The sequence below is a fragment of the Micromonospora maris AB-18-032 genome, from assembly GCF_000204155.1.
GTDB classification, from domain to species: domain Bacteria; phylum Actinomycetota; class Actinomycetes; order Mycobacteriales; family Micromonosporaceae; genus Micromonospora; species Micromonospora gifhornensis.
In genome coordinates this window covers 1,889,993-1,916,971 of record NC_015434.1, presented here as the reverse complement: position 1 = coordinate 1,916,971, position 26,979 = coordinate 1,889,993, and the positions used below count along the sequence as shown (strand labels likewise).

General features: G+C 66.2%; 25 protein-coding genes, 1 tRNA gene and 4 pseudogenes. 16 read left to right on the top strand and 14 right to left on the bottom strand.

The window, feature by feature from the left end; all coding sequences use genetic code 11:
* Positions 1-51: 51 nt before the first annotated feature.
* Positions 52-651: a hypothetical protein gene (locus VAB18032_RS08845; protein ID WP_013732457.1), complete on the top strand. Its 600-nt coding sequence runs from the start codon at positions 52-54 to the stop codon at positions 649-651.
* Between the two features lie 81 nt (positions 652-732).
* Here VAB18032_RS08845 and VAB18032_RS08840 read toward each other — a convergent pair whose 3' ends face one another.
* The 4 genes from VAB18032_RS08840 to VAB18032_RS08825 form a co-directional block, all read right to left on the bottom strand.
* Positions 733-930, bottom strand: a complete 198-nt coding sequence (locus VAB18032_RS08840) for a helix-hairpin-helix domain-containing protein (protein ID WP_013732456.1) — start codon at positions 928-930, stop codon at positions 733-735.
* A 36-nt stretch (positions 931-966) separates the two neighbouring features.
* Positions 967-1,869, bottom strand: coding sequence for an LLM class flavin-dependent oxidoreductase (locus tag VAB18032_RS08835; protein WP_013732455.1), 903 nt, complete (start codon positions 1,867-1,869; stop codon positions 967-969).
* Positions 1,866-2,774: an NADP-dependent oxidoreductase gene (locus VAB18032_RS08830; protein WP_013732454.1), complete on the bottom strand. Its 909-nt coding sequence runs from the start codon at positions 2,772-2,774 to the stop codon at positions 1,866-1,868. Before VAB18032_RS08830 ends, VAB18032_RS08835 begins: the two co-directional genes overlap by 4 nt.
* Before the next feature lie 106 nt (positions 2,775-2,880).
* A complete protein-coding gene (locus tag VAB18032_RS08825; RefSeq protein WP_043720149.1) occupies positions 2,881-3,945 on the bottom strand; it encodes a bifunctional NAD(P)H-dependent oxidoreductase/GNAT family N-acetyltransferase in 1,065 nt (354 codons plus the stop codon).
* A 31-nt stretch (positions 3,946-3,976) separates the two neighbouring features.
* Between VAB18032_RS08825 and VAB18032_RS08820 the strand changes: the two genes are divergently transcribed.
* Positions 3,977-4,447: a MarR family winged helix-turn-helix transcriptional regulator gene (locus VAB18032_RS08820; RefSeq protein ID WP_013732452.1), complete on the top strand. Its 471-nt coding sequence runs from the start codon at positions 3,977-3,979 to the stop codon at positions 4,445-4,447.
* A gap of 827 nt (positions 4,448-5,274) precedes the next feature.
* Entirely contained in the window at positions 5,275-6,099 is an 825-nt protein-coding gene (locus VAB18032_RS08815; RefSeq protein WP_013732451.1) for an HAD family hydrolase, read from the top strand.
* A 72-nt stretch (positions 6,100-6,171) separates the two neighbouring features.
* Here the strand turns inward: VAB18032_RS08815 and VAB18032_RS08810 are convergent, their stop codons facing one another.
* Entirely contained in the window at positions 6,172-7,260 is a 1,089-nt protein-coding gene (locus VAB18032_RS08810; RefSeq protein ID WP_013732450.1) for a hypothetical protein, read from the bottom strand.
* Between the two features lie 137 nt (positions 7,261-7,397).
* On the opposite strand from VAB18032_RS08810, the gene VAB18032_RS08805 reads away from it, so the two are divergent.
* From VAB18032_RS08805 to VAB18032_RS08795, 3 genes are all read left to right on the top strand, one after another.
* A complete protein-coding gene (locus VAB18032_RS08805) occupies positions 7,398-7,949 on the top strand; it encodes an SMI1/KNR4 family protein (RefSeq protein ID WP_043720146.1) in 552 nt (183 codons plus the stop codon).
* A gap of 73 nt (positions 7,950-8,022) precedes the next feature.
* Positions 8,023-8,805, top strand: coding sequence for a class I SAM-dependent methyltransferase (locus VAB18032_RS08800; protein WP_013732448.1), 783 nt, complete (start codon positions 8,023-8,025; stop codon positions 8,803-8,805).
* Positions 8,806-8,859: 54 nt separating this feature from the next.
* Positions 8,860-9,555, top strand: a complete 696-nt coding sequence (locus tag VAB18032_RS08795) for an Ntn hydrolase family protein (RefSeq protein ID WP_013732447.1) — start codon at positions 8,860-8,862, stop codon at positions 9,553-9,555.
* Positions 9,556-9,877: 322 nt separating this feature from the next.
* On the opposite strand, the gene VAB18032_RS08790 is transcribed toward VAB18032_RS08795, so the two are convergent.
* The gene (locus tag VAB18032_RS08790) at positions 9,878-11,083 is read right to left on the bottom strand and encodes a M14 family zinc carboxypeptidase (RefSeq protein WP_198408926.1); all 1,206 of its coding nucleotides are present in this window, start codon (positions 11,081-11,083) and stop codon (positions 9,878-9,880) included.
* 177 nt (positions 11,084-11,260) lie between these two features.
* Between VAB18032_RS08790 and VAB18032_RS31575 the strand changes: the two genes are divergently transcribed.
* The 4 genes from VAB18032_RS31575 (at position 11,261) to VAB18032_RS08770 (ending at position 14,811) form a co-directional block, all read left to right on the top strand.
* On the top strand, positions 11,261-11,464 hold the full coding sequence (locus VAB18032_RS31575; RefSeq protein ID WP_148272225.1) for a hypothetical protein: 204 nt from the start codon (positions 11,261-11,263) through the stop codon (positions 11,462-11,464).
* A 333-nt stretch (positions 11,465-11,797) separates the two neighbouring features.
* Positions 11,798-12,961: a polysaccharide deacetylase family protein gene (locus VAB18032_RS29975; protein WP_013732445.1), complete on the top strand. Its 1,164-nt coding sequence runs from the start codon at positions 11,798-11,800 to the stop codon at positions 12,959-12,961.
* Between the two features lie 228 nt (positions 12,962-13,189).
* Positions 13,190-14,233 (top strand): hypothetical protein, encoded by a 1,044-nt coding sequence (locus tag VAB18032_RS08775; RefSeq protein WP_013732444.1) that lies wholly within the window; start codon positions 13,190-13,192, stop codon positions 14,231-14,233.
* Complete coding sequence (locus VAB18032_RS08770; RefSeq protein ID WP_013732443.1) at positions 14,230-14,811, top strand: HD domain-containing protein; 582 nt, start codon at positions 14,230-14,232, stop codon at positions 14,809-14,811. The genes VAB18032_RS08775 and VAB18032_RS08770 overlap by 4 nt, the downstream gene beginning before the upstream one ends.
* Positions 14,812-14,916: 105 nt before the next feature.
* On the opposite strand, the gene VAB18032_RS30580 is transcribed toward VAB18032_RS08770, so the two are convergent.
* The 3 genes and pseudogenes from VAB18032_RS30580 to VAB18032_RS08765 all read right to left on the bottom strand — a co-directional run bounded on the left by VAB18032_RS30580 (position 14,917) and on the right by VAB18032_RS08765 (position 17,179).
* Positions 14,917-15,213, bottom strand: coding sequence for a hypothetical protein (locus VAB18032_RS30580; RefSeq protein WP_013732441.1), 297 nt, complete (start codon positions 15,211-15,213; stop codon positions 14,917-14,919).
* A pseudogene (locus VAB18032_RS33325) lies at positions 15,210-15,581 on the bottom strand (hypothetical protein). The gene VAB18032_RS30580 and the pseudogene VAB18032_RS33325 overlap by 4 nt, the downstream one beginning before the upstream one ends.
* 401 nt (positions 15,582-15,982) lie before the next feature.
* The gene (locus VAB18032_RS08765; RefSeq protein ID WP_043720139.1) at positions 15,983-17,179 is read right to left on the bottom strand and encodes a helix-turn-helix domain-containing protein; all 1,197 of its coding nucleotides are present in this window, start codon (positions 17,177-17,179) and stop codon (positions 15,983-15,985) included.
* 804 nt (positions 17,180-17,983) lie between these two features.
* Here VAB18032_RS08765 and VAB18032_RS08755 point away from each other — a divergent pair.
* The 5 genes and pseudogenes from VAB18032_RS08755 (at position 17,984) to VAB18032_RS31555 (ending at position 22,131) form a co-directional block, all read left to right on the top strand.
* Positions 17,984-18,352 (top strand): hypothetical protein, encoded by a 369-nt coding sequence (locus VAB18032_RS08755; protein ID WP_148272224.1) that lies wholly within the window; start codon positions 17,984-17,986, stop codon positions 18,350-18,352.
* A complete protein-coding gene (locus VAB18032_RS31565) occupies positions 18,349-19,116 on the top strand; it encodes a hypothetical protein (protein ID WP_148272223.1) in 768 nt (255 codons plus the stop codon). Before VAB18032_RS08755 ends, VAB18032_RS31565 begins: the two co-directional genes overlap by 4 nt.
* A gap of 276 nt (positions 19,117-19,392) precedes the next feature.
* Positions 19,393-19,635: pseudogene (locus VAB18032_RS32770) on the top strand (transcriptional regulator); the annotation flags it as partial.
* Complete coding sequence (locus VAB18032_RS08750) at positions 19,632-20,213, top strand: HD domain-containing protein (protein ID WP_013732436.1); 582 nt, start codon at positions 19,632-19,634, stop codon at positions 20,211-20,213. The pseudogene VAB18032_RS32770 and the gene VAB18032_RS08750, both read left to right, overlap by 4 nt.
* Positions 20,214-21,276: 1,063 nt before the next feature.
* Entirely contained in the window at positions 21,277-22,131 is an 855-nt protein-coding gene (locus VAB18032_RS31555; protein ID WP_148272222.1) for a DUF6414 family protein, read from the top strand.
* 288 nt (positions 22,132-22,419) lie between these two features.
* On the opposite strand, the gene VAB18032_RS31550 is transcribed toward VAB18032_RS31555, so the two are convergent.
* The 3 genes and pseudogenes from VAB18032_RS31550 to VAB18032_RS33640 all read right to left on the bottom strand — a co-directional run.
* On the bottom strand, positions 22,420-22,674 hold the full coding sequence (locus VAB18032_RS31550) for a hypothetical protein (protein WP_148272221.1): 255 nt from the start codon (positions 22,672-22,674) through the stop codon (positions 22,420-22,422).
* 48 nt (positions 22,675-22,722) lie between these two features.
* Complete coding sequence (locus tag VAB18032_RS30560) at positions 22,723-23,775, bottom strand: ATP-dependent nuclease (protein ID WP_232510759.1); 1,053 nt, start codon at positions 23,773-23,775, stop codon at positions 22,723-22,725.
* A gap of 285 nt (positions 23,776-24,060) precedes the next feature.
* Positions 24,061-24,234: pseudogene (locus VAB18032_RS33640) on the bottom strand (AAA family ATPase); the annotation flags it as partial.
* 374 nt (positions 24,235-24,608) lie between these two features.
* Between VAB18032_RS33640 and VAB18032_RS33320 the strand changes: the two are divergent.
* Positions 24,609-25,809, top strand: a pseudogene (locus VAB18032_RS33320) (tyrosine-type recombinase/integrase).
* A 75-nt stretch (positions 25,810-25,884) separates the two neighbouring features.
* Here VAB18032_RS33320 and VAB18032_RS08740 read toward each other — a convergent pair.
* Both VAB18032_RS08740 and VAB18032_RS33470 read right to left on the bottom strand, forming a co-directional pair.
* A tRNA-Val gene (locus VAB18032_RS08740) sits at positions 25,885-25,956 on the bottom strand.
* A 50-nt stretch (positions 25,957-26,006) separates the two neighbouring features.
* Positions 26,007-26,681, bottom strand: coding sequence for a TIGR02611 family protein (locus VAB18032_RS33470; RefSeq protein WP_415877996.1), 675 nt, complete (start codon positions 26,679-26,681; stop codon positions 26,007-26,009).
* Positions 26,682-26,979 lie beyond the last annotated feature (298 nt).

Sequence of the window (26,979 nt, the reverse complement as noted above, 5' to 3'; positions counted from 1 at the left end):
AGCCCGCCGGCACGTCATGCCAGAAGCTTCCCGACCCACGGAGGGACTTCGATGACCTATCCAGACCCCGGCGGCGCCAACAACGAGTTCTACACCGACCCGCCACCTCCACGGACTGCTCGTGAACTGGTCACCCAGTTGGGCATCGAGGAGGCCCGAGCGTTCCTGCCCGAAGCGCAGCAACAAGCCTTTGACACCGCGAACCCGTGGACCGACATCGTACGAGCAGACGAACGCCTCGCCCAGCGTCAGGAAGAACTGGCGGCCTTCGATGGTGATGTTCAGCGGCACATCACCGAACAGGGATACACCGTCGAGCAAGCCCGGGTCGTATACGCCCAGACGGCGGACGTACGACAACCGCTCCAGGACGCGGTGAACCGCGCCGCTCAGAGGGCGAGCAACGCGTACAACACCTACGAGGCGAATCTCGTCAATTTCATCGAGAGTCGCCGGCTGACGCAGATAGTCGCGTACCAGTCGGGTCGGTACAGCATGCAGGATCCCCGAGTTGCGGCGGCGGCCTCACTGTCGTCGTCGGGCAACAACCGACACGACCGACGCGACCGGCGCGACCGGGACGGACGCGGCGGCGGCCGCGCTCCCCTGGGGCAGATCAGCGGTAACCAACGACACACCCCCGCCAGGTGACCGGGAGCAGGCGGTGGGACCCGGTCCCACCGCCTGCTCCGCGGGCTCGTCCGCACGTACCCGCGCACGCCTGCCCGCGCGTCACCTACCGAGAGTCAGGTTGTGCTCCTCCAGTGCGCTCTGGATGATCCCGAGTGCCTTCGGTCCCATGCCGTGCAGCTCGGCCAACTCGGCACGCGACACCCCGACGAGATCGCGCAGCGTCGCGTAGCCGGCGTTGTGCAGCGCCCGTGTCGCCGGCGCACTGATCTTCGGCAAAGTGTCGAGATCGGAATTCATGCTCTTGATCCTAAGCTGGCGGACAAAATCCGCGAATCACTCGTCACCCGGTCCTGGTAACCGGCGGCGAACCTCGGCGAGGAGATCGACCTGTGCCCGCCAGTCCGGGCCGGACAATCCGATGACCACATGGTTCGCGCCGTGGGCGGCGTACTCCGCGAGGCGTTCGGCGGCCTCGTCCGGCCCGCCGGTGATGGGAAGTTCCTCGGCGTCGCGGGCGGTGTGCCGGTACGCGCCGGCCAGCCCTGCCGCCAACTCCGCGCGGGAGGGCGTGCCCGGGGCATCGCCCAGCGCACCGGTGGCACCGATGGTCACCGTCGGCACCGGTCGGCCGGCGGCGACAGCCACCCCATCGAGCCGGGCCCGACCCTGGGCCAGTGCCGTGGGAGTGATCAGTGACGGGAACCAGCCGTCACCCAGCCGGGCCGCCCGGTCGATCGCCACGGTCGAGGCATTGCCCACCCACAGTGGCGGAACCTCGACGCCGGGCGAGAGCGTGACCACGCTTCCGTCCGGCGTGGTCACCGACTCGCCCGCCAACAGTCCGGGTAGCAGCCGCAGCGCGGTGTCGGTACGCGGGCCGCGCTCGCGGAAGGCGACACCCGCCGCCGCCCACTGGGCGGCGCCACCACCGGAGCCGACACCGAGCAGGAGGCGGTTGCCGGAGACCAGTTGCAGGCTCGCCACCTGCTTCGCGGCCCACACCAGCGGGCGGATCGCGGGAATGAAGACACTCGCGCCGATCCGGATGCGGGCGGTGGCGGTAGCGGCGACGGCCAGGGCGATCGTGCAGTCCACGGTGGGCATCCCGACGGCGAGATGATCGCCGTGCCACACGCTGTCCAGACCAGCGTCCTCCGCGTGGCGGGCGGCGGCAGCAAGGTCGAGGGAGTCTCGCCGTTGGATCGTCAGCGAGGGCAGGATCACGCCGACCTTCATCGGACCAGGACCACCTTGCCCCGGCCGTGGCCGGTCTCCACCTCCCGATGGGCGTCGGCGGCCTTCGCCATCGGATAGGTCCGACGGACAAGGAAGCGCAGGTCACCTGTGGCATAGAGGGCAGCAAGAGCGGCGAGGCGGGCAGCGGAACGCAGGTTCGGGGTGGTCCGGATGCCGAGGTCGGCAGCGCGGGCATGCTCGGTCAGGGTGAGGATCCGGGAACGGTCGGGGCACAGGGCCAGGGACGCGGTGAGCGCCTCGCCCCCGGCACCGTCGAGCACCAGATCGGCGCCGCCCGGCAACAGGCCGCGGAGACGGTCGACCAGGTCAGGGCCGTAGACCACCGGCATCGCGCCGAGGGTACGCAGATAGTCCTGGTTGGCGGTGCCGGCGGTGCCCACCACACGGGCTCCGGCCCGCAGCGCGAGTTGCACCGCCACCGCGCCGACGGCACCGGCCGCGCCGTGCACGAGCAGGGTTTCGCCGTACGCGGGCCGGATCTGTTCGAGGGCGATGTGCGCGGTCTGGGCCGCGCCGCTGAACCCTCCGGCGACCTCCCAGGGCATGGCGGCCGGCTTGGCGGTCACCTGGTCGGCGGGTACCACGATGAACTCGGCCGCGGCGTTCATGAAGCCGAAGCCCAGCACCTCGTCACCGACGGCCACGCCGTCGACCCCGTCACCAACCTGATCGACCACTCCGGTGAACTCGTTGCCCGGCACCGCGGGCAGTGGGGCCCGCGCCCAGTCGGGCGTACGTCCGGCGCGTACCGCGCAGTCGATGGGCTGCACGCCGGCCGCCCGCACGCTCACCCGGACCTGGCCGGGGCCCGCCTCCGGCGTCTCGACCTCAGCCCATTCCAGCACCTCTGGCCCGCCGACCTGCCTGAACACCACTGCCTGCATGCGTAGCCTCCCCGTGATCCGTCGCCGCCGGGGCCAGTCTCAAACCTCAACCACACGTGAGGTCAAGGATCGATCGCCGACTGGTTGCGCGCGCCGCGGCGATTCATCAGGCTGCCGGCTTGGTCAGGCAGGTGGTGCCGTCCGGGCTGGCGAGCGACACCGGCCGGTACCCCTCGCTGTGGTAGAGGTCGATGTTGCGCTGGCTCCTGGCCCCGGTGAACAGCACGATGCGGCGGCAGTCGGGATCGGCGGCGGCTTCGGCGGTCCGCAGCAGCCACCGGCCCAGCCCCTGGCCGCGCAGGTCAGGAGCGACAGCGAGCCGGCCCACGTGCCAGTCGGTGTCGACGCGACGGGATCGCACCATGCCCAGTAGCCGGCCGTCCCGCCAGAGGCCGGTGGCGTGCCAGCTGGTCAGCCACTCGCGCACCTGCTCCGGCGACTCGTGCAGGGCCGGTATGTCCATGGTGTCGTTGGCGAGGGCCTCGTCCACCCAGCAGCACCGCTGGAGCACCGTCACCTGGCCCACGTCGTCGGCCGTCAGTCGCCTCGCGTAGGAGCCAGGCAGCGGACCGGCGCAGGATCCGACGTGCGCGCGTTCCCGCATCGGCCGCAGCGCGTGGGCGACCCGGACCAGTTCCTCCAGCAGGCCGACACCCGCCGCATGGTGGGCGGCGTCGGGCCGCAGCCGGCCGTCCTGCATGGCCGCACCGATGCGGATCGCGACGGTGGCACCCAGCGGGACCAGACGCAACGTGGTGACCACCTGCTTGGCGTGCTGGACCGCCCGGGTGCCGGCCGAGGTGTGGCCGTAGCTGACGAACCCGATCGGCTTCCAGGCCCACTCGCGACTGAGGTAGTCCAGCGCGTTCTTCAGGGTCGCCGGCATCCCGTAGTTGTACTCCGGGGTGATCGCGATGAAGGCGTCCGCCGCGTCGACGGTCTCGCTCCAGCGGCGGGTGTGCTCGTGCCGGTAGTCGCCCGACGACGGATGCCCCTCCTCGTCCAGGAACGGCAGGTTCAGGTCGCCGATGGCGACCGGTACGAGCTCGACGCCGAGCTCCGCAGCCCGTGGGGTGAGCGTTTCGATCAGCCACTGCCCGACAACCGGGCCGAGGGCACCGGGGCGGGTGCTGCACACCAGGGCAAGAACACGAATCGGTCTCGTTGACATGGAAACGAATCGTAGGTGCTAGATTGATTACATGTCAACGAAACCGGCAGCGAGGCCCCGCTGGCTGAAGCCGGACGAGGAGCGGGCGTGGCGGGCGTACCGGCGGGTGATGGTCGCCGTCTCGACCGGCACGAGCCGCGATCTCGCGGCGATCGGGCTCTCCGAACCCGACTACGAGGTGCTGAGCACCCTCTCGGAGCGCCCCGACCACACCAGTGGCCTGGGTGAGCAGGCCGACAAGATGGGCTGGTCGCGCAGCCGACTCTCCCGGCACGCCACCCGGATGGAAGCTCGCGGTCTGCTGCGGCGTACCCCCGACCCGAACGACGGTCGCGGCTGCCTCCTCACCCTCACCGCGCAGGGTCTGACCGCACTCGAAGACGCCGCACCGACCCACGTCGAGTCGGTACGACGTCATTTCATCGACCGACTCGACCCGGAAGACCTCAGTGCCATCGAACGGATCGCCCGAAAGCTGGAAGAACGCACACGGCGAGAATGACATTCCCGTCGCAGGGAATGACGAACGCCGGAACCAGCCCTCTTTTCGGATCAAATGCCACTTGCCGATAAGCCTCACGGCCATTCGGCAGACCGCGGAGATCGAATTCCACGAGCCCTGCAAGCAGATCGAAGCGCCTAGCCGGCAGCGAGTATCAGCAGCTCCAGAGCATGATGCTGCCGGCTAGGACTGCTCGGTGCGTCAGCAACAAGAGCAATTCCTTGTCGCTGACACCGGTTCACTGACCGTCAGACCGCGTTGGCCACTCCACGAACGTCACCCTTCACCGTGATCACCTCCTAGAATTAGGGACCGCGTGATGGTGAATCAGCGTACGCGCATGCCTTCACGATCGACACACGCAGCACGAGTTCTTTTCTCAGTCCGTCAAGGGCACATCAGTTCCCCTTGCCAACAACCGAGCACAGAACAGCAGGTAACGCGCTGAATGGTCGCGCTCGTCAATACCGGCGCGTTACAGTCCGAACTGGACACTGCTGCGGACGTGTTCTCCGGAGTCGGCGACCGGTTGCGCGTACGCCCGCCGGGCGGTCACCCGCTCCCCCCGGTCGCATGTTGCTCTCAACACCTGCTGCCACCCGAGAACTCTCCCGCCATGAGCGACTCAAGGTCGCAGCAACCTCCGCGCCACCGCGCCGCTCCGATTCGACGACTGCCAGTTCACCCTCTGCGCAACGACGGTCGCCTGGCCACACCAGCCCGCCGTCGTCGATTACCACGCCACCGAGGGCCGCGATCAGCTCATCGCCTGGGACCCGTCCCTGTAACAACGATGTCAATTGTCCTGCGTACGCCAGGATGGTGGCATGCTGCGATCGCCTCGTGCGCTTCTGCTGGACTTCGGTGGCGTCCTGGCCGACGCTCCGCGACAGTCACCGGCTCCATCGGACCTGGTCCGGCGGCTGTCCGACCTGGTCGGCGACACCGTGTCGGTCGAGCAGATCACCACCGACCTGACCGAGGGCGGCAGGGCGTACGCCCGGTGGCGCGACGACAGCGGCCACCTCGACGATCCGATCGAGCTGCCCCACGCCCAGGTGTGGGCGGACTTCGTCACCCACTCCTGGCCCGCGCCGGCCCGCACGGCGGTCGAGGACGCGGCGACCCCGCTGGCGTACGCCTGGGCCTGGCGACCGGATTGGCAGGTCCGACCCGGGATCCCGGAGGCGTTGCACGCCGCGGCGGCTGCGGGTCTGCCGATGGCCGTGGTCAGCAACGCGCTCTGCGGGGCCGCGCATCGCGATTTCCTCGCGACCGCCGGATTGTCCGACCTGTTCGCCGCCGAGTTCTACAGCGACGAAGCCGGACTCCGTAAACCCAACCCGCGGCTGGCCTGGTCGGCCGCCGACGCCATCGGCGTACCGATCGGAGAGTGCTGGTTCATCGGCGACACTGTGCACCGCGACGTTGCCTGCGCCCGACGAGCCGGTGCCGGTGCCGCGATCCTCATGCGCTCACCTCGCACCGACCACGAACCACCGCACCCCCAGTTGCGACCGGACGCCCGCATCGACGACGGCCACGGCCTGGTCACCCTGCTTCACCAGAGCCGGGGCACGGTAGAGGGTCGGCCCGAACGTGACGATGGTCTGCTCGGCCGCGCCACCGCACAGACACCTCGGCGAGGTTGACCACTGTGCGGAATCGGCCGCCGCAGCGTCGACGGTGGCCTGCCCCAGGGCCACCGTCGACGCTTCCCGGCGTCAGACCCGGGAGGTGAAGGTGGCCAGGAAACGGTGCGGGGTGATCACGCCGGCGTTGTCGAAGCAGATCACGTCGACCTCGGCGTCAGTGGTGTACGACCAGGGTTGGGTGAGGTGGCAGTAGTTGCTGCCCGGCCCCTGCGCCACGACCTGGGCGTGCGTCTCCCTGACGCCGAGCTGCGGGAAGGTCGCCAGGAAGCGGCCGGTGGGCGCCACCGGCACCACCGTGTTGGCACCGACACCGACCATCGAGTTGTCGTTGGTCGGTCCGCCGACGGCGGTACCCAGGTATCCGATGTAGTTCGGCGGGCCGAAGGAGCCGATCACCGACCGCCGGCGGTGGTACGAGAGGACGAAGTCGGTGTTGGTGAACGCGCCGGCCTGGTCGTAGCAGAAGACCTCCACCTGCACGTAGGTGCTGACCGGGCCCCAGGAGTTGACCTTGCATCGGCGGGGAAGGGCGTTCGGTTGCACGGCGGTGACCTGGACGTTGCCGGCGAGCAGGTCGGGCAGCCCCACCCCGGGCAGCCGCACCGCGTACTGCCCGACGCCGAACGCCCCGGCCGCGTTCGCCATGCCCGTGGAGTTGTACGACTGCGTCAACGCGCCGCCGGCCCACTGCACGTACGCGTAGGAGTTGCCGGCTGGCAACACGCCCGAGCTAGTGGTCCAGAGCACGGTGAACGGGGTGTCCTCGCGTGCGCCGCCGGGCCGGTGGCACTGCACCTCAACGATCTGGTCGGCACCGGACTGGCCCCAGCGAACCACCTCGCAGTAATGCCCGCTCCGGTTCACCGGGGTCACGTGCGGCACGCCCCGCGGACCGGCACCTACCTGCGGAAAGCGGACCTGGAACAGGCCAGGTGCAAGCTTGGCGCCCTGGGCCCAGGCGGTCGGGAATGCCGTCTTCCAGCTGCCCCACTGCCGGGTGGTGTCGAGCACGGTCCAGGCCGGCACGGTGGGGTCCTTGACGTAGGCGAACCCCCAACGGTCAGCGGTGGCCGCTGCGGCAGGTGCCATCGGCATGAGTGCGCCGGCGGCGGCCAGGACCGCAGCCAGCGCTGTGCTGACAAATGATCGGAGACGCATGTGTTCCTCCGTTCGACCGGAACATGACGCACAGGAGTGTGCGAGCGGTAACGACGGGGTCACAATCAGCGGCATCAATGTTTCGGTGTCGTGAAACAACCGCCTCCGGCATGTATCAAAGTCGGCTATCGCGACTCATGCATAGACGCGCTGTCTCCACCGGCTACCGTCGACCGGTGCTCGATCCCGCAGCCGTCTTCGACGGAACCGGCCCGCTGGAAGACCCGCTCACCGACGAGGTCCTGCGGTCGGTCCAGGCGCAGCTTGGGCGTCGACTGCCCACCGCGTACGTCGATCTGGCCCGTCGGCACAACGGCGGCTCGTTCGCCCGTACCGCCCACCCTGCGCCCAGCCGGACCTCATGGGCGGAAGACCACGTCGGCGTGGACATGCTCGCCGCGATCGGTCGAACTGCTCGTTTCAGCTTGTGCGGCGAGTTCGGCAGCGCGTTCTGGGTCGCGGAATGGGGCTACCCCGACATCGGCGTCTACATCGCCGACTGCCCGTCGGCGGGCCACGACATGATCGCCCTCGACTACCGTTCGGTCGGCGAGCCGGCCGTCGTACACGTCGACCAGGAGTGGAACTACCGGATCACGGTCCTCGCCCCCGACTTCGAAACCTTCGTGGCCGGCCTCGTCGACGAATCCGAACTCGAAGCGGAGGCCCGGGCGGATCCGACACCATGATCACCACGAGTGAATGACGATGCCCTCAGCAGAATCGCTCGCTTCCCGACCTGTGTCGCCGCAGGCTGTCGACATGAAGGCAAGCTTCAGCGGTGAGGTGGCGACGTACTACGCCCGGCACCGACGCGGTTACCCGCCCGAGGTGCTCGACGCCCTCGTCGAGGCGTTCGACCTCGGTCCCGACGACACAGCTGTCGACCTGGGCTGCGGCACCGGCCAGTTGAGCCTCCCGCTCGCCGCCCGGGTCGGGACCGTCATCGGCGTCGACCCGGAGCCGGACATGCTGGCCCTGGCCCGCCATGCTGCCCTCAACGCCGCAAGACCCAACACGATGTGGCTGCTCGGCGATGACAGCGACCTACCCACACTGGGCCGGCTGCTCGGCGACCGGACGATCGGTGCGCTGACCGTGGCCGTCGCCATCCACTTCATGGACCGCGACGCGCTGTTCAGGACCGTCCGACCGCTGCTGCGTCCCGGCGGCGGCATCGCCGTGATCACCAACGGTGCACCGCTGTGGATGCAGGACACCGAATGGTCCGGGGCACTGCGCGAATGCCTGCAACGGCTGCTCGGGCACCCCGTCACCGCAACGTGCCAGACCGACGAGCCCGGCCGCCTGCACCACCAGAACGCCCTCGTCCGCGCCGGCTACCGATACGCGGAATCGTTGGTGCAGTACGACGCAGTGCTCACCATCGACGACATGATCGGCGGCGTCTTCTCCGCCATGTCGGCAGAACGGCTGCCCTCCGCACAGGGCCGAGCCAGGTTCACCGACGAGCTCCGCGACGCCCTCGGCGGGCGCGACAGGGTCACCGAGCGCGTCCGCGTCTGGGTGCAGTTCGGGGTGTAGGCAGACGGACGGCCGGGTACCTCGCGACCAACCCTCACCCTGCCAGGAGGACCCATGACCGTCGTACTCGCCGTTGTCTGCAGCGACGGGGTGGTGATCGGCGCGGACTCCCAGATCACCGAGAGCGACCGCGGTCTGAGCTTCCCCGCCCAGAAGCTGCACCCGCTGGGCACCTGCGCCGCCTGGGGCGGCAGCGGCGCGCGGGGAGTCCTCAACGACCTGCGCCCCCTCCTTGAGGAGTCGGCCACCGCCATCCTCGAAGCACCCGAGATCGGCGACGAGTTGCAGGAGCGTGTCCTGCCGGTCTTCAAGAAGCACTACCAGAACTACATCCCGGACGTGCCCGGCGAGGACAGCGGCGGCGGGGTGTCGGCGTACCTGCTCGCGGCCGGCTACAGCCAGGGCGGACCGTGGATCGTGGAGATCAACCCCAACGGGCTCATCGGCCGCTACGAGGACGTGGGCTTCCACGCCATCGGCTCCGGCGCACCCATGGCCCAGCAGGCCGGCGCGCTGCTGTCCCACTTCCGGATGACCACACGCACCGTCGAGTACGGCGTGGTGGGCGTGGCACGGGTACTGGAGGCCCTGGAGCGGACCTCACCGTCGGTCGGCAGGCCGTTCAGCATCGCGTGCATCCGTGAGGAGGGCGCCCACCACCTCGACGAGAAGGAGATCGCCAAGGCGCTGAAGGACGCCCAACGCTGGCGCGACCTCGAACAGGAAGCACTCGACCGGCTGTTCGACTGACGCCGTCAGGTGATCGCAGGTCAAACTCCGTCACCAGTCGCTGGCTGCCCCGCGGCTTTCGCAAAGGCGCCGGGATCAGTTCAGCTTGGGAATCGTGTTGATCTACACGCCGGGTGACCACGAAGCGTCGGTCCAGCACTCGGCGGGCACACACGGCTTCAGACCGCCGCCGCTGTTGACCCAGCTTGCCCCCAACATCGGGTACGGACCGGGCGCGCTCAACGGCCACCGCCCATGCCGGGCGGTGGCCGTTGATTCATGTGGTGATGTCAGGGTCCAGGTGATTGCCGTGGTTCGTTGATTACTGCATCGACTCTGTGGCTCACCAGTACTTGGGCAGATCGTAGAAGTGGTTGCCGTTCAGGTTGTCGACGGACTTGTCCGCCATCCGGTCCGCGATTCCGAAGAGGCCGGCCTGCACGACCTGGGTCAGCATGCCGTTCTGCTTCTGGCCCCACGCGTGCGACTGGCCACGTACCTCGAACAGCACCGTGGCGCTGCCGTTGAGGGCGAAGGCCGACCTGGCCTGGCCGGCGTAGTCCCGGTCGTAGCTGTATCCGTCGGCGACCTGGTAGTGGACGTAACGGCTCACCCCACCGACGAAGGGCGAGTTGGTTCCCGATCCGTTACCCCCGTGGTCGATCATGCCGAGGGCGGCAGCCAGCGCGTGACGGCGAGAGGCATCCTGGTCGAGCAACGGCCAGTCGGCGTACCGCGGGTTGCCGTCGACCTCCGAGCCGAGCGGCGGGAAGTCCAGCGACACCGTCACGTACTGCTCGGTGTCGTTGTTCTGGTTGCACGGGCCCATGTGGTGCAGGTCGACGTAGGCGTGGACCTTGCCGAACTCGTCCCGGAGGTCGACGTACAGGTCACGCAGCGCCCGGGACTCGTTGGTCAGGTACATGCCGGGGAGGGTTTCGTTCGTCGGCCGGGTCTCGGGGGACGGCTCGGCGGTGAGGTCGGCGCTGAAGTCCCGGTTGATGTCGAAGCCCTGTGCGCCGTTGTTGTAGTAGTACGGCGGGTTCGTTCCGGCCAGCTGCGGGAACTTCTGGACCACCTCGCTCCACGGGAAGTCGTTCTGCCGACGGTTCAGCTCCGCACCGTCGGGGTTGAACTTCGGGACAGCGACGATGGTCAAGTTCTCGCGGATCGCCTTGGCCTGTGCACTGCCGCTGGATCCGAGGGTCTTGAGCATCTGCAGCAGGGCCTCGGTGCCGGTCTTCTCGTTGCCGTGAATCTCGCTCGTGATCAGCAGTACGCGGTCACCCGTGCCGACCCGCGCCGCGTAGATGTCCCGACCCCGATTCGACTCTCCGATGACGTCCACGTTGACGCGGCCGTGGCTGGTCGCCTCGATCTGGGCGAGTCGCTTGCCGAGTTCCTCGTAGTTGGTCCAGCCGGAGGTGGCCCGCTCGCCGGGAAGGTTCTTGCAGTCGGCGTTTCCGTTCTCAGCCGACGAGGACGGCGCGGAAAGCGTGACAGCACACAGCGTTGCGACGGTTGTCGACACCAATAGGCGTCGTTTCATCATGACCTCCTACAGTTGTAGAAGTAATGAACTTGAATCGTTTTTCCGGTAGGGCGGCCGCGCCAATCGGATGCGAAGAAACTAAAGGCGTCAGTGAATTTAAATGCAGCTAAGCGCAGCATTTGAGGAAATCTTGAGCTTTCGGTGTCGAGTCAGGGCCCCGGCAAAGTCGTGACGATGTCCGAATACCGTGCCGTCCTCGACCGGCCAAAGTGGCGCGTCACTGTCCGCGCGGGCCTCGGCCCGACCAGCGACTTCATCGGCGTGCAGACTCTGGTCGGCGTACCCGGCAAACGTCGTCGCCCCATCCAGGACCTCGGTTGGTTGTCAAGCCCCGGGTTTGCTGGAGAGTTGGTGAGCCGGTTTCCAGGGATGCGGTGACCGGGTGGGTCATCGCGTGTCGTGCTTCGTGCTCAGCCGGTGGGACGTGTCCGAGTTCGCCCTGCAGGCGGCGGTTGTTGTACCAGTCGATGCACTCGACGGTGGCCATCTCCAGCCAGCCCCCCTTACAGGGCCGCGCCAACGCCGCCGTACGCGTGCCAGCCTGGGCGGTCGCGGCCGACCAGCCGACCCTTTCCGGAACTTCCGGAAAACTTCCGGAAATCATTGACGTGTTCGAAACGCCGTTGCAATACTCCGAACGCGATGGCATCAACTCCTGTCGATTACAACCATGCGTCGTCAGGTGCCATCCGTCCCAAGGAGGACCTGCACATGTACGCCAGTATCGGCGGCTCCCGCCGCCCGTCCGCCCCCCGAAAATCGCGTCTCACCGTCCGGTTGGCCGCGCTCGCCTCCACCGTGGCGCTGAGCGCCACCGGTCTCGCGGTCGCCGCCACTCCGTCCAGCGCCGCCGTCTGCAACGGGTACGTCGGCATCACCTTCGATGACGGGCCGAACAGCAGTACCAGCGCACTGCTGTCCGTGCTTCGCGCGAACGGCGTACGGGCGACCATGTTCAACGTCGGGCAGAACGTGCAGAGCAACCCGTCCGCCGCGCGGGCCCAGGTCGACGCGGGCATGTGGGTGGCCAACCACAGTTGGAACCACGCGCACATGACCTCGATGAACCAGAGCCAGATGCAGTCGGACCTCTCCCAGACCAACTCGGCGATCCAGGCGGCGACCGGCGTCCGGCCGCAGTTGTTCCGCCCGCCCTACGGGGAGACCAACTCGACTCTCCAGTCGGTCGCCTCGTCGCTCGGCCTGCGCCAGGTGATCTGGGACGTCGACTCCCAGGACTGGAACGGCGCAAGCGTCAGCCAGATCGTCTCCAACGCCAGCCGTCTCCAGGCCGGCCAGGTGATCCTGATGCACGACGGCATCCAGAACACCCGCAACGCGATTCCGCAGATCATGGCAAACCTGAGCAGCCGTAACCTCTGTCCGGGCATGATCTCACCGAGCACCGGCCGAGCGGTGGCACCGGACGGCACTCCGCCCCCCACCACTCCCCCGCCGACCAGCCCGCCGCCGACCACGCCTCCACCCTCCGGCTCCGCCAGCCAGATCGTCGGCAGCCAGTCGGGTCGATGCATCGACGTACCCAACGCCTCCCAGAACAACGGCACCCGGGTACAGCTCTACGACTGCCACGGACAGACCAACCAAGCCTGGACCTACACCTCGGACAAACAACTACGGGTGTACGGCAACATGTGCCTCGACGCAGCAGGCTCCGGCAACGGCGCCGCCGTCCAGATCTACACCTGCCACAGCCAAAGCAACCAGCAATGGAACGTCAACTCCAACGGCACCATCAGCAACGTCCAGTCCGGACGCTGCCTGGACGCCTGGAGCACCGCCAACGGAGCACAGGTCCAGCTCTACGACTGCCACGGCGGCACCAACCAGCGATTCAGCCTCGTCGCACGATGACCATCGCTGATCCACTGTTCGCCGGCGCCCAGGACGACAGGCTGGCGGGCTAGGCCCAACACCGGAGAACCGGACCGAAACCGGGCGGGCTCGACCTCACGTCGGGCCCGCCCGCTCGACACACCAGCAGCCATCCGCCACGAGAGGCGAAATGACAAGGCTCTGACCGCGTTCAGTCAGAGCCGGCAGGCCGGTCGGATCGGGTGTCGTACGAGGTCATCCGGCCTGGTGGCGCTCCTGCCGGTCGGGTTCAGCTGGCACGGTTGCTGTACTTCGCAGAGCTGGGAGTCCGGGCGTCGGCCCTTCACGGCGGTACCGCTCGGGCAGGCGTTCGCCGTCCGACGCAGGCTCGGTCGGCTCGGAGCGAACGTGACCCTGCTCGCCGCACTCGACGACGCCGCCGAGGCAGACTTCATCCTCGCCGCAGTCCTGGACGGCCAGGTGGATCGGTGCGACATCGCCGAACAGCCGCTCGGCTGGTGCGTACTCACCCACCGTCTGACCGATCTGATCCTCTGGGCTGTTCTCGGGCAGACACCGACCTTCGCCAGAGGCATACCCGTCGCCCATGCCCGGCGAGGTCCGGTGGCGTCGGGGCCGGCCCTGCCCGCCGACGAGCAACGCGCGTTCTTCACCCGGCTTCACATACTCGCCGAACGGGCAGCCGCCGGACGTGACCCGAGCGTTCTGCTGCATCGACAAGCGTGCTTCCTCGCCGGCATGGACCCCACCAGGACAGCCGCAGGATGGCTCTCCCAGACCACCACCCGTACCCGCAGGGCGATCACGTTCCGAACCTGGTCACCGCTGTGGCCCGACGCCCGCTCCGTCGTCACATCCCTTGCGAACCAGGGCGACCCGGAACCCTTACGAGACTTCCTCGCCCGCGCGCATCCGGACGACGCCTGCGAGCGAGCAGCCCTCAACTACTCGGCCTACTGGGTCGGCGAGATCCCGTACCGCCAACACGACGACTCATTCATGCCTGCACCGCTCGCAGACTGGCACGGCTCGGTTCTCTTCCGGCACCTGGTCCAGCGCCTCAACCCCACGCACCCCTTCGTCGACCTCAACGTCCACAACATCTGGGCTCTGCTCGCCGTACGCCGCAGGCTCACCCTCGACAACCCCGCCGAGAGCCGCGCGCTCCTCAAACGCAGTACCCGGATCCTGGACAGCGACCACATCTCTCCACAATCCCGGCAGGAACTAACCTCTATCGTCTACAGCCTGCGAGCAGACGGAGTCACCGGCACAGGGACGGGCACATGAACGACGACCACGACGCCGCCGGAGCCATACGCTTCATCTTCGAGGCCGGCGTACTCAAACGCGCCGCCCGCACCGGCTGGTGGTTCGCCGGCATCAAGCACCCCGAATCCATCGCCGAACACTCCTTCCGCACCGCGCTCATCGGGATGATGCTCGCCGCCATGGAAGGTGCCGACCCGGCCCGGGTATCGATGCTGTGCGTTCTGCACGACACCCAGGAAACCCGGATCACCGACATCCCACACATCGCCAAGCGCTACCTCACCGCCGCGCCCAACACCACCGTCACCGCCGACCAGGTCGCCGCCTGCCCACCCGCCGTCGCTGACCTCATCAACGCCGCCGTCGCCGAATACGAAGCAGGAGAGACACCAGAGGCCATCGTCGCCCGCGACGCCGACAAACTGGAATGCCTCATCCAAGCAGTCGAGTACCGCCACCAGGGCATAGACAACGTGCAACGCTGGATCGACAGCTCACGCGCGGCACTCAAGACCACCAGCGCTCACCGCCTCGCCGACGCCGCCCTCACCGGACAACCCCTCGCCTGGCTCACCCCTCCCCCACCACCGGCATAACCACCAGCACCAGGCACAGACCTACCATCGAGCCGATCACCTGAAGCAGGTTGACCCCTCGCTTGTAACTCACGGCAGGCCGGTCGGATCGGGTGTCGTACGAGGTCATCCGGCCTGGTGGCGCTCCTGCCGGTCGGGTTCAGCTGGCACGGTTGCTGTACTTCGCTGCTGTACTTCCGGTGACTGCCTGGCCCAACCGATGAAGCGCCGGTGCAGCGCACCGGCCGGTGCCCAGGGCATGTCCTCGGCAGCCTGGACGAGACAGACACCGGGATAGAGAGCCAGCGACACCGGCGCGTCCGCGTACTCCGCGCGCAACTCCCGCCGCCGCGTCGGGCACGGCCAGGGCAGGTCACAGCCACCGCAGCTCCAGATCGGCATCACCGGGCCGTGGCTGGTCACCGCACACCGCCGAGGAACCGGGCCACGCTCGCGCGAGCCTGCCGACTGGTCGCCCATTCCACCTGCCAGCACGGGTACGGCACCAGCCGCGCCCACCACACCCGGCAACCAGCACACATGCCGTCGAGCCCACGAACGTGTACGGCGAGGATCGTCCGTTCCGGCCCGCCGGCCACTGCTCACTCTCCTGCGGCCAGTGCCCGCGATTGATCGGAATTCGGTGCCGGGCACGGCAGGGCAGATCGGACCCACATCGACAGGTCCACCGCCACCGCCGCCAACACCAGACCGGCCGATGCCGACGGGCAAAGGTCAACGCAGTAGCCGACAGGTACTCGTCGTAGGAGACGCGCCGGCCGCTCAGAGATGACCGCCCGGACGAATCGGCCACGCGTCGGATCACCGGAGGCCCTCCGATCGGCGTGGGCTGAGCCGAGCTGCCGAATCGTGGTGGCCCTGGCACCGCCGTAGTTGCCTCGCGTGGTCGAGCAGCCGCTGTTGCGCCGCCGCCTGTTCAACGTCCTGGTACCGCTGCCCGGTCCCGGGCGGTGGCGGCGGTTGAGGCCGCCGAAACAGCCACCGCATCGACGCGCACAGTTCAGACCAGGTCGCCACAAACACGCCCCCTCGATCGAGCAACAGGGGGCGGCGACGAGACTCCGTCCGGCTCTATCGGGTGTCAGGCAGGCACAGGCTCGCCGCCGCCAGTGACGGGAACGCTACGAGTGGTCACCGGCTGTGGCAGGGAGAGTTTGTACCTCAGGGAGAGTTACCCGATAATGCCGATGGCCAAGGCCAACTCTCGGGCGTCCTCACCGACCGTGCCCGGCCGGTTCGACAGTTCCAGGGCGACAGTGCGGGCGTACGGGTTGTGTCGCACCGTGTCGACGCTCTCCCGCAGTGCCCGGCCGAGCAGGTGCACCGCCGCGACCTCGCCACGGTCCAGCATGTGCGCCCGAGCGGCATCGATCAGCGCCGCAGCCCGGCGGGTCTGCGAGGGCAACGCCCGATAGTCGGTTGCGTCGGCCCGCCGCACCGCCTCACCCGTGCGGCACAGGTCCGTCTCGATGGTGACCGCGTACGCCGCACACGCCGCCGATCCGAACATCAGCCACGGATGGACGTACCCACCGCCGAGTCGGCTCGCGGCCGAGTCGGCGGCATCCCACGCCCGCCACGCCCGACCGGCCCGGCCAGCCTTGCTGTGGCCCAGCGCGATACCGAGTTGCACCTGACCCCATCGCGCCAACTGCTCACCACCCGCCGCCGGATCGACCAGATCCGCAGCCTCGGCCAGCACCTGCTCGGCGGCGTCGACCTGGTTCGCGCCCCGATAGACGTGCGCGTAGTACCAGGCAGCCACCGCCGTCGCCGCCGGGTCGTCGGCGTCCTGGGCGGCCGACATCGCCCGGTCGGCGGCGAGCCACACCAGTTCCGGATACGGCTGGTGCGCCAGGTACAACTGCACCAGGTGATACACCCGCGCCAACTCCGCCGACGCCAGCCGACGGTCTCCGCCATCGAGCATCCGAGCGCTCCGCTGCGCATCCGTCAGCAACCCCGGAAGCACCGCCGCCACCGCCGTACGCTCAGTCGTCGACCGATGCCACAACGCCCATGCCTGATCCACCAGATCGCGCATCACGACAACCGGTGTCACCGCGCCCCCCGGCACCGACGCCCGCTGCATCACCGCCGCCACCTTGCCGACCTCGGAATGCCCCGCCCTGGTCACCGACACCACCGGCAACGACTGATCGCCAGTCAGATCCGCAAGATCCGAGATGTCGAGCACCTCGGCCAGCCGCAGCAACATGGGCAGACGAGGCGGCAGTAGCCGACCATTCTCCAACGCCTTGACCCACTCCGCGCTACGCCCCACCAGCCCACCGAGAACCGGTCGGGTCTTTCCCGCACGCTCGCGATACATCCGAAGGCGCGCACCGAAGGCCGCAGGTTCGCTCATCATCGTCTCCCAGGTAGCGGTCTGGGCAGCGGACCACCAGCCACTACCCGGCAGACCACCACAGTCGACGGTACTCCCGCCCATCGTCTCGACGCGCCCCACCACGACAGCTAATGCCGCAACCGCCAGGCGAATGCTTCCGACCTTCGCCACAAACCGACCAAGAGTGACCCCTCGCTTGTGAGTTCTGGTCGCGCCGTCCGGTGGAGTTCGTCCGCATACGCAACCTCAGACGGCTGGCTGCCTGCGGCCGCTGGCGGCTGCTCTCCTCCCGGCCGCTGCTGTCACCGCTGCTGTCCGCGACCTCCATGCGAGAACGATCAGATTCGGTGATGAGGTTCCGTCCCGGAAACGTCGTCGTACGGAAGCCCGACGCCCAAGGCGCGCCAGAGGTCGTGGAGCACCCTCCGGAGCCTTTCGCTGTCGCCGCTCGACAACTGAGCGATGGGCATGCCGGCGGCCTGGTGCTCGCCGACGGAGGCAAGCCGGCTGCCTGGAACCGTTTCTCCTTGCCTAGGCGTGCGATCACCCTTCGTGCCCCTGGCGCTTGTGCTGTACCTTCTACGGCGACACCCCGGAGGTGTTCCGCCTACCGTCATGTTGGTGCGTCATCCAATGACCGCTCGCCCTCCAGCGCCCGAGGGCCAGGGTAGTCATGCGTCGGGAGGCCCCGAAGTGACTGATGAAGTCGCACCGAGGGATGTCAGCACTGGCAACAAAGCTCTAGGGAGTAGGACCAGGAAGGGCCTTCCCCAACCGGGTGCAGGAAGCGCAGGCTCCAGCCCGGATAGACGGGACGACGCGTTGCATGTGGTCGTACCTGGCGCGTCCGATCTCCATGGTGCCACCCACCAGGCCCTTGCCGAAGCTCTTGCCAAACACGGTCGCGCGCTCCTCAACGAGGCAAGCCGCCTTGAGGCCGCCGCCAATCCCGGGCTCGCGGCTCCCATGATCACGCCGGGGATGATCCACGACGCGGAAACCCTGCAGCGGATCGGCTACGCCCAATCCGGCAAGGCAGCTGACCGTCGAAACTGGATGCTCGGCAGCCTTGCGGCAACCTTCGTAGGCGGGTTCTTCACCAACAACTTGACCGAACCGTGGGGAGCGATCGGATTCGTAGTCTGCGGCGCCCTGGCGCTTGCATTCTTTAACAAGGGGTCGCAGACATGACAGCAAATGATCGCGGAAGCCCAGACCTCCAACTCACGGAGGACGGGAAGGAACTTCTGACCAACACCTTGATGGAGTTGCGCTCGGAGGCCCTGTCCCTGGCCGCCAGTCGAGCGGCGGGGGAAGGGTCAAACAAAATCTCCTCTTCGGACGTGCGGGCAGCCCTGATGGAGCTCGGCGTAATTTCAGCTGCCGTGTTGGACCGCAAAGAAGCCACACGGAGACGCTATCGAGCCTTTGTGGTTGTTATTACCGCTCTAGCGACATCCGCTTCTGCACTCATTGCCATCCTCCTTTCAGGCGGCTGGGACGGCGATATACCACTTGACCGCGCTGACCAAATTGCGGCCAGCATTGGCCTGATGGTGGCAACAGCGTCAGCGGTCGTGGCCGGTTCCGCTTTCTTCCGCGCAAAGCAGGCCACGAATGAGGCAGGAAAAATGGCCCATGTAATTCAGGATAGGGTCAGAGCTGCCGACTTCCTCACTCTTTGGGGAGAACTTGAGACTCAGATTCGGACTGCGGTAGCCGAGAGTTCAGAGCACGCAAAGCGAGAGATTCCCATTGGCGTTTTGTTCAAGCATTATGCTCAGCTAGCCAGACTGAGCGACTCCGAGCGTGAGTCGCTGACGAGCGTTCTGAACCTTCGAAATATGGTTGCCCACGGCCGAGTTGATTACACGAGCGCTGCTGACGACATCCGGAAGGGCTCCGTAACAATCGCTAACCACATTGAGCGTGCCAGGATGCTGGCAACGAAGTAGTGCGGCTCCTGCCATCTTCGTTTGCCATCGGCCCGCCCTCCTGGAGGCGGGCCGCCGCCCGGCCCGCCACGTCAAGCGGACCTTGACGCACGTTCGGACGCTGGCGGGTCGGGTGGTGGTCTGCTCGGCTTGCCCGGGTCGATGGTAGGCGGGGTGGCCTACCGCAACCACCCACGGACCGCGACCCGCCGACGGAGCCCGGCCATCCTGGAGCCTGAGCGCCCCCGCCGGAGGCGCCCTAACCGCAACCCCTCGACCGCCGCTCCCTCGCCGACGCTGGTCCAGCGCCTCGACCCCACGCACCCCTTCGTCGACCTCAACGTCCACAACATCTGGGCTCTGCTCGCCGTACGCCGCAGACTCACCCTCGACAACCCTGCCGAGAGCCGCGTACTCCTCAAACGCAGTACCCGGATCCTGGACAGCGACCACATCTCTCCACAATCCCGGCAGGAACTAACCTCTATCGTCTACAGCCTGCGAGCAGACGGAGTCACCGGCACAGGGACGGGCACATGAACGACGACCACGACGCCGCCGGAGCCATACGCTTCATCTTCGAGGCCGGCGTACTCAAACGCGCCGCCCGCACCGGCTGGTGGTTCGCCGGCATCAAGCACCCCGAATCCATCGCCGAACACTCCTTCCGCACCGCGCTCATCGGGATGATGCTCGCCGCCATGGAAGGTGCCGACCCGGCCCGCGTATCGATGCTGTGCGTCCTGCACGACACCCAGGAAACCCGCATCACCGACATCCCACACATCGCCAAGCGCTACCTCACCGCCGCACCCAACACCACCGTCACCGCCGACCAGGTCGCCGCCTGCCCACCCGCCGTCGCTGACCTCATCAACGCCGCCGTCGCCGAATACGAAGCAGGAGAGACACCAGAGGCCATCGTCGCCCGCGACGCCGACAAACTGGAATGCCTCATCCAAGCAGTCGAGTACCGCCACCAGGGCATAGACAACGTGCAACGCTGGATCGACAGCTCACGCACGGCACTCAAAACCACCAGCGCCCACCGCCTCGCCGACGCCGCCCTCACCGGACAACCCCTCGCCTGGCTCACCCCTCCCCCACCATCGGCATAACCACCAGGCACAGACCTACCACCGGAGCCGACCACTCCAAGCAAGTTGACCCCTCGCTTGTAAGTTCTGGGCGTTCCCTCCAGCAGGGTCCACTGATGCATCTGTCAGTCTGCGGTTACTGGCGGCACCCGTCCACCGGTGCCCACCGTCGTCCAGCCAGGTTTCGGCTGTCATGCAGGTCAGCCACTTAGCTAGCTGGGTACGCTGGTGCCGTTCCCGCTGCCTCGCCGCCAACCGTAAGGGCGAATAGACGGCGAGGGCACCTCACCCACCCCGCCATTGAGGCGGCGCAATCTGCCTCTGACTCCGCTAGGGTCCCATAAGCCGAGGCCGAGACCTGATACGGCCCTTACGGTCGCCTCGAACTGCCGAATGGTGGCCCTGTAGCTGTCCCATGCCTTGGACCAAGCGTCATCATCGTCGAAGTGGTCGTACAGATCGTGGTAGGCGTAAACAAGGCGCCGGCCTGCATCATGCAGCCCTGGCGGTGCTGGCGTCATGAAGAAGTTAGTGGTCGCTTCATGGCGCTCGGCACGAAGGGCCGAGGCCGGCCGTGGCATCTCATGAAACCTGGCGTCGATCATCTCCCCACATGTCTTGTTGATGACCATGGCGAAGGTCGCACTCGCGGCAAGGACTCTGTCCACTGCGCGGTCTCGCCGCTCTGATCGGCGGCGGAGGACCTCGCCGATCAGGACCAGCAATCCGCCTATGACCGCACCAAATAGAGCTGTCACCGCCTCCATAAGCACGATGATGGCCGGTCGGAGCAAGTGGATAGAAAGGTACAATCCACCAAAGCTGCGCTCCCTCACGGCCGCCGAACGATCACACGTTGAAGCGGAACCAAGGGCCACTGCTGCGCCCAGCGGCGATGCTGTCCCGACCCTCGTGCGGGCTCTCGCGTCGAGGGCTGTCGTCGTTCGGGCTCGATGCCGTCACCCCTTGGTCTCCCGCAGCAAACCCAGCCGGACTCAGAGGTCACACCAGGTGGAGGTAGACGGAGCTCGCTACAGTGGCCCTGCGTAGCCATACGGTCTGTCTATGTAGGACGAGGGATGCAGTGGGAACGTACCAGAAACCAAAAAAGAACCTTCATCGAGAGTTTATTTATCTGAACCACGATAGCGTCCTCAACTCTCTATCGGCGTTCGAAGCTGGTCAAGTTGACCAAATTCTCGAAAAGACCAGCGAGGCGTCTGAAGGTGGAGTTGACGCCGGGTTAGGATTCAAGGGCACCCGCGTAGGTGGGTCCAAAAAGCGGCAAGGCAGCATTCAGGAGGAGCTCGTCAGGACGAGAACAAGGTTCTCTTCGTTCGAATCGTGGCTACAGCGACTGACAGACGAGGGCGCTATAGGATCCTTCGACGAGTGGGATATGCAGGTGCGAGATCAAATCTCCGCAGGCGACACCATTCACTTCACTGCCGATGTCTACACGAGCCCTCTTTACAAGCTCGTAACTGCATTTTCGTCTTTCGCGGACAATCCTGCCATGTTTGGGACCAGACAACAGGACAACGCCTCCAACAAGCGTCAGGCGAAGATGATGGAGTCTTGGATCACGGGAAATGATGGCAATCTGTCGGTAGCTGTCTATCTTCGCCCCAACGGCGTTTCAAGACCACGCATTATCGCCCGACTTTCCGCCAATTATCTGGTATCAGGCTTGAGCAACATTGAAGAACGCTACCAAGTAATAGCACAAGTTCGCACCATCCTACGGCCAAATGAAAAAGAGTCCCTTCTGCGCATTTTGAAAAACGCTCCACCGGTTCCGATTGAGGTTGAAACGGTTACCGAAGCGATGAAGCACATGCAGGAGGGCGCCGCCCATCTGCGGGTCCCATTCGACGACGATGACTTGTCGTTCACGCACCCAGATGTAATTGTGCATCCCATCGCAATCTTCAAGTAACCGTTCCCATTCCGTGTGCCGTCGACCCGCCCTCCTGGGGAGCGGGCCGCCGCCCGGCGCGCCACGTCAAGCACACCTTGACGACGGCACGTCCGCTGGCGGGTCAGGCGGTGCTCTGCTCGGCTTGCCCGGGTCGACGGCAGGCGGGATCGCCCACGCAACCACCCACGGACCGCAACACGCCGACGGTGCCCCGGCCATCCTGGAGCCGGAGCGCCCCGCCGGAGGCAGCACGTCACTTGCCGGCGGGTGACACCAGACCTCTTGCTGACTTCTTGCTGACGAACGTCATGTCACAGTGTTCGCCGCTGCTGACGGAAGGCGCTGCCAGAGTTCAGGGTTGTATGCATGCTTGATCGCCTCCGCGAGTGCTTCCAGAGCCACACCATGCACCTGAGCCTGCCATTCACGTGGATCGTGCACTCCCGCTGCCCAGACAGCGCTAACGATCGTCTTCCCGGCTAGCCGTGCGCGGATCTCACTGCCCTCAACCGAGGTGACGATCTCGATCGGAGTAACCATGTCGGGAATTTCATTTGCCATTGTAAGTCCTCACGTTGTCGGACGGGACTCGGCATCTCGAATCGATACTTAGTGGTCGGCCACACCGTTAGGAACCCGACCGAGATCAAGCAAGGACCTTTCAATTGCGCGCAGCTTATCAATCACCTCCGACGCAGATTCAGCAAAAGCCTCCTTTGCCCCAGATTCGTCTTCGGCAATCCAGGCGAGAACCTTGCCAAGAAGCAGGCGCTTCGCTTCCCGACGCTTCTTCTTGTCTGCTTGTGCAAGTGCACGTTCAGCATCCTCCTTGAAAAACGAAGGATAGTAGAGCTCAAAGTCGGCGCGGTCGAAATTGATGAACCGGTCAGGTGGCCACCCGGAAAATTTCCGCTTTAGTCTTTCGATGACCGAGACGCCCGACTCGTCTCCGTCTGCGATGACCCATGCTCGACCGCGATACATCGGTTCAAGGTGAGCGAACAAAAATAGTTCTAAGTAGTCTTGCATAATCGGCTCAAGTCGTGAGGTGCCGCTGGCGGCCAGCGTTCTAAGACGAAGCAGCCGCGGAGCGAACCAGGGAATAAGAAACTCCCTTGCTAGGCGTTCGGCGCTGGACTCCTCAAAAATTAGCCAACCTTCCCCAAGATCGAGATCGGCCAACTCATAGCCAAGATCCTGCATCACGGATAGCCGTGAGCCCGGCGAATCGACTACTTCATAGGTACTGGTTGGTGGAATCTCCCCGTTGCTTCTACTGTGGAGGACCACAGCGCCAGGAACAACACCGAGCTTAGCCATCACGATGCTACTGTGAGTTGATATTACGAATTGGTTGGTAGCTGCGGCATCAAGGATTATATCCAAGAGGGCCTTCAGAGCCTGCGGATGTAGGTCATTCTCCGGCTCTTCAATCAGGAACAGCTTGTTGCGGCTGGAACTGAGACTGAGCAACAAGTTCAAAGCTGAAGTAATACCCGCGCCCATCGCGCTTAGCGGTATTTCGGTGAACCTATCCACCTGAACGCCTAGCCGCTGCTGCCCGTGCTCGTTCGTCAAAATATTTAAGTTGATGCCAAGAACATCTCGACATGCGGCACGGAACGCACGGGCCTCAGGAATTTCGGAAGTAGCAAGAGCCATCACCCTCGAAACCAGATTTGAGTCCGTTGGGCTTACAGTGATGGCGGATTCGCGTCGGACCTGCTCTTCGTAGCGCGACTGTCGTCGGCTAGCCAGCACTGGGTATATCGCATTCCTTGGCTCAACATTCGCGGCTAGCTGCACATAGGAATTTCCCTTTTCGCCAGTCCAGCCATTAACCGAATCGTGACTTCCCCGTAGGCGAAGAGTAGATCCAGGCTCAAGCCTACTGTTACCCACCCCGAGAAAGTTGTGCCAATCGCCCAACTTGAGGCTGATCTCGAATTGGGAAGCTCCAACCCGAGTGTCACCTTCTTCCCGCGGCGCCCCTTCCTGAGAGAGATAGAGTGCGCGAATTATGGTCGACTTCCCTGAATTGTTCCGACCGACGAGCAAAGTCACCGGGCCCAGTGGCATCTCACCAGAGTCGACGATTGAGCGAAAATTTTTGATCGACACCGAGGTAAATAACACTTTCCCCAAACCCTCCCCTGAGCTCTTGCCTAAACCATGTACAAGTAGATCGGACTCGACCAAGATCCGCGCCTATCCCCCGGCCTTCCGATCGCGATGCTCAGCGCCTCGACGCAGCTTAGGCCCTCATCTGCTGTCTGCCATCGACCCGCCCTCCTGGGAAGCAGGCTGCCGCCCGGCCCGCCATGTCAAGACGGCCTTGACGGCTCGTACGGACGCTGGCGGGTCGGGCGGTGGTCTGCTCGGCTCGCCCGGGTCGATGGCAAACGGGATGGCCTACCGCAACCACCGCGGACCGTGACCCGCCAGCGCAGCCCCGGCCATCCTGGAGCCGGAGCGTCCCCGCCGGAGGCCGCCTGATGCCCGCCCGTGCCCGCGCCAACGGCGAAGGCTCGATCTACGGCTTCGCCGCGTACGTCTGGGTCACCAAGCCGGACGGCAAGCGGACCCGCAAATACGTCTACGGCAAGACCCGTGAAACCGTCCACGACAAGTGGATCAAACTGCATCAGCAGGCCAAGGCGGGACCGGTGGCGACCAGTGTGCCGACCGTGGGCAGCTTCCTCGCCTACTGGCTCACCGAGATCATCGAGCCGAACCGGGTGCCGCTGACCTTCGCCACCTACGAGACGTTCGTCCGCCGTTACCTCTCCCCCGGGCTCGGATCCAAGCGACTCGACCGGCTCCAGGCGCGCGACGTGCAGACCTGGCTCAACCAGGTGGCCCGCACCTGCCAGTGCTGCGCCCAGGGCAAGGACGCCGCCCGCCGTAAGGAGAAACGCCGCTGCTGCGCGGTCGGCCGGTGCTGCCAGGCCGTCCCGTCGACCCGCACGGTCAGCGACATCCGGGCCGCACTGCGGGCCGCCCTCACCCACGCCCAAGCCGAAGACCTCATCACCCGCAACCCGGCCGTGCCGGTCACCCTCGCTACCGTCCGCCGTCGACGCGGCAAGTCCTGGTCCAGCGACGAGGCACGGAGGTTCCTCGAATCCGCCCGCGCCGACGCCGACCCGCGCTACGCCCCTGATCCTCGTCACCGGCCTGCGTAAGGGCGAAGCCCTCGGCCTCACCCGGGCCGACGTCGACCTCGACGCGGGCGAGCTGACCATCGGCCGGCAACTGCAACGCGTACGCGGGCAGTTCCTGCACCGCGACACCAAGACCCAGGCATCCGACGCCACCCTCCCACTGCCCGACATCTGCCTGGCAGCACTCCGGCTGCGCAAACACCAACGCGACGAGGCACGAGCAGCCGCCGGTAAGGCGTGGCACGAGAACGACCTCGTGTTCACCACCCGCTACGGCACACCTATCGAGCCGCGCAACTTCCAGCGCTCCTGGCAGACCCGCTGCGACAAAGCGGCAGCGAAGCCAATCACAGTCCACGACGCGCGGCGCACCTGCGCCACCCTCCTGGCCGACCTCGACGTCCACCCGCGAGTGGCCATGCAGATCCTCCGCCACGCCCGCTTCTCCGTGACCATGGAGATCTACACGCAGGTCACATCGACAAAGACCAGAGACGCTCTCAAGCGCCTCGGCGAATCCCTGACGCGATGACGAACTGCTGTACTTCGCTGCTGTACGGGCAGCAGAAAGGCCACCTCCCGGAGCCGGGAAGTGGCCTGAGCTGCGTGGGCGATACTGGGATCGAACCAGTGACCTCTTCGGTGTGAACGAAGCGCTCTCCCGCTGAGCTAATCGCCCTCAGCGCGGATGACTCTACCCGATCGTGCGACCGGACCGCGAACCCGGGGTCAGTGCGTCGCGAAGTAGTGCAGGACCTGGGCGATCACGTCGATGTCGAGGCTGAGTTTGATCGAGATCAGGGCCACCGCGCCGACGAAGACGATGCCGACCGCGCCGAGCACGAAGCGTACGGCCAGTGATTGTCGCTTCACCCAGTTGGCCCAGCCGTGGACGTGGCGGCGGGTGAAGGTGAGCAGTCGTTTGGCCCAGTGGAACTCGACGGCCCAGATGCCGAGGCCGGCGATCACGATCAGCCAGCCGGGGCCGGGTAGCGGGATGAGCAGGATGCCGACGGCGACGACGAGGGCGCCGAGCACCCCGATGATGACCCGCAGGGCGAGCCGGCCGGTGGGGTTGGATCGGATCAGTGCGAGGGTGGTGGACACCCGACGACGCCAGCGGGGTCGGTCACGTCGTTCCGGCATGGTGACACCCCTCCTCTCGCGCCGTGTGGCCTGGCCCGCCTGCACTCGCTCATCCTGCATGAGGGGGTGGTTACCCCGTCGGGCGGGAGCTTGCCCGTTGGCAGGGCGGCGTGGGTTGCGGCGGTTGCGGTCGCCGCCTGTCGGTCGGCGGTCGGCTGTTGACCGGCCGCGCTGGGCCTCCTGCTTTTTCGTCACCCCGTACCCCCGCTGTTCGTCTCGCGGACCGCGACGATCGACGGATCCGCCGTGCCGTGGGATCCACTCAGGATCACTCAGCGGCCATTTCACCACCTAGTGTGGCGCGGGCCCGTCACTGTAACGGCCGACTGGACGTTACCGGAGTAAGTCGACGACTGAACCACCCGATGCCGGGCGGGATCTACGCACTGGGCAGAACCGGAAATCCTAGATGAATTTTCACATTCTCGTGGCCTTTCCGACCCCCTTCCCACCACTGGGTGAAGTCAGCGTATGGCGGAGCGTAGCCAGGAGTAGCGGCTGAGTATGGGAAAAGCGGGACACGCGCGTTCCGCACGCGGTGCCGGGGGGAGAACGT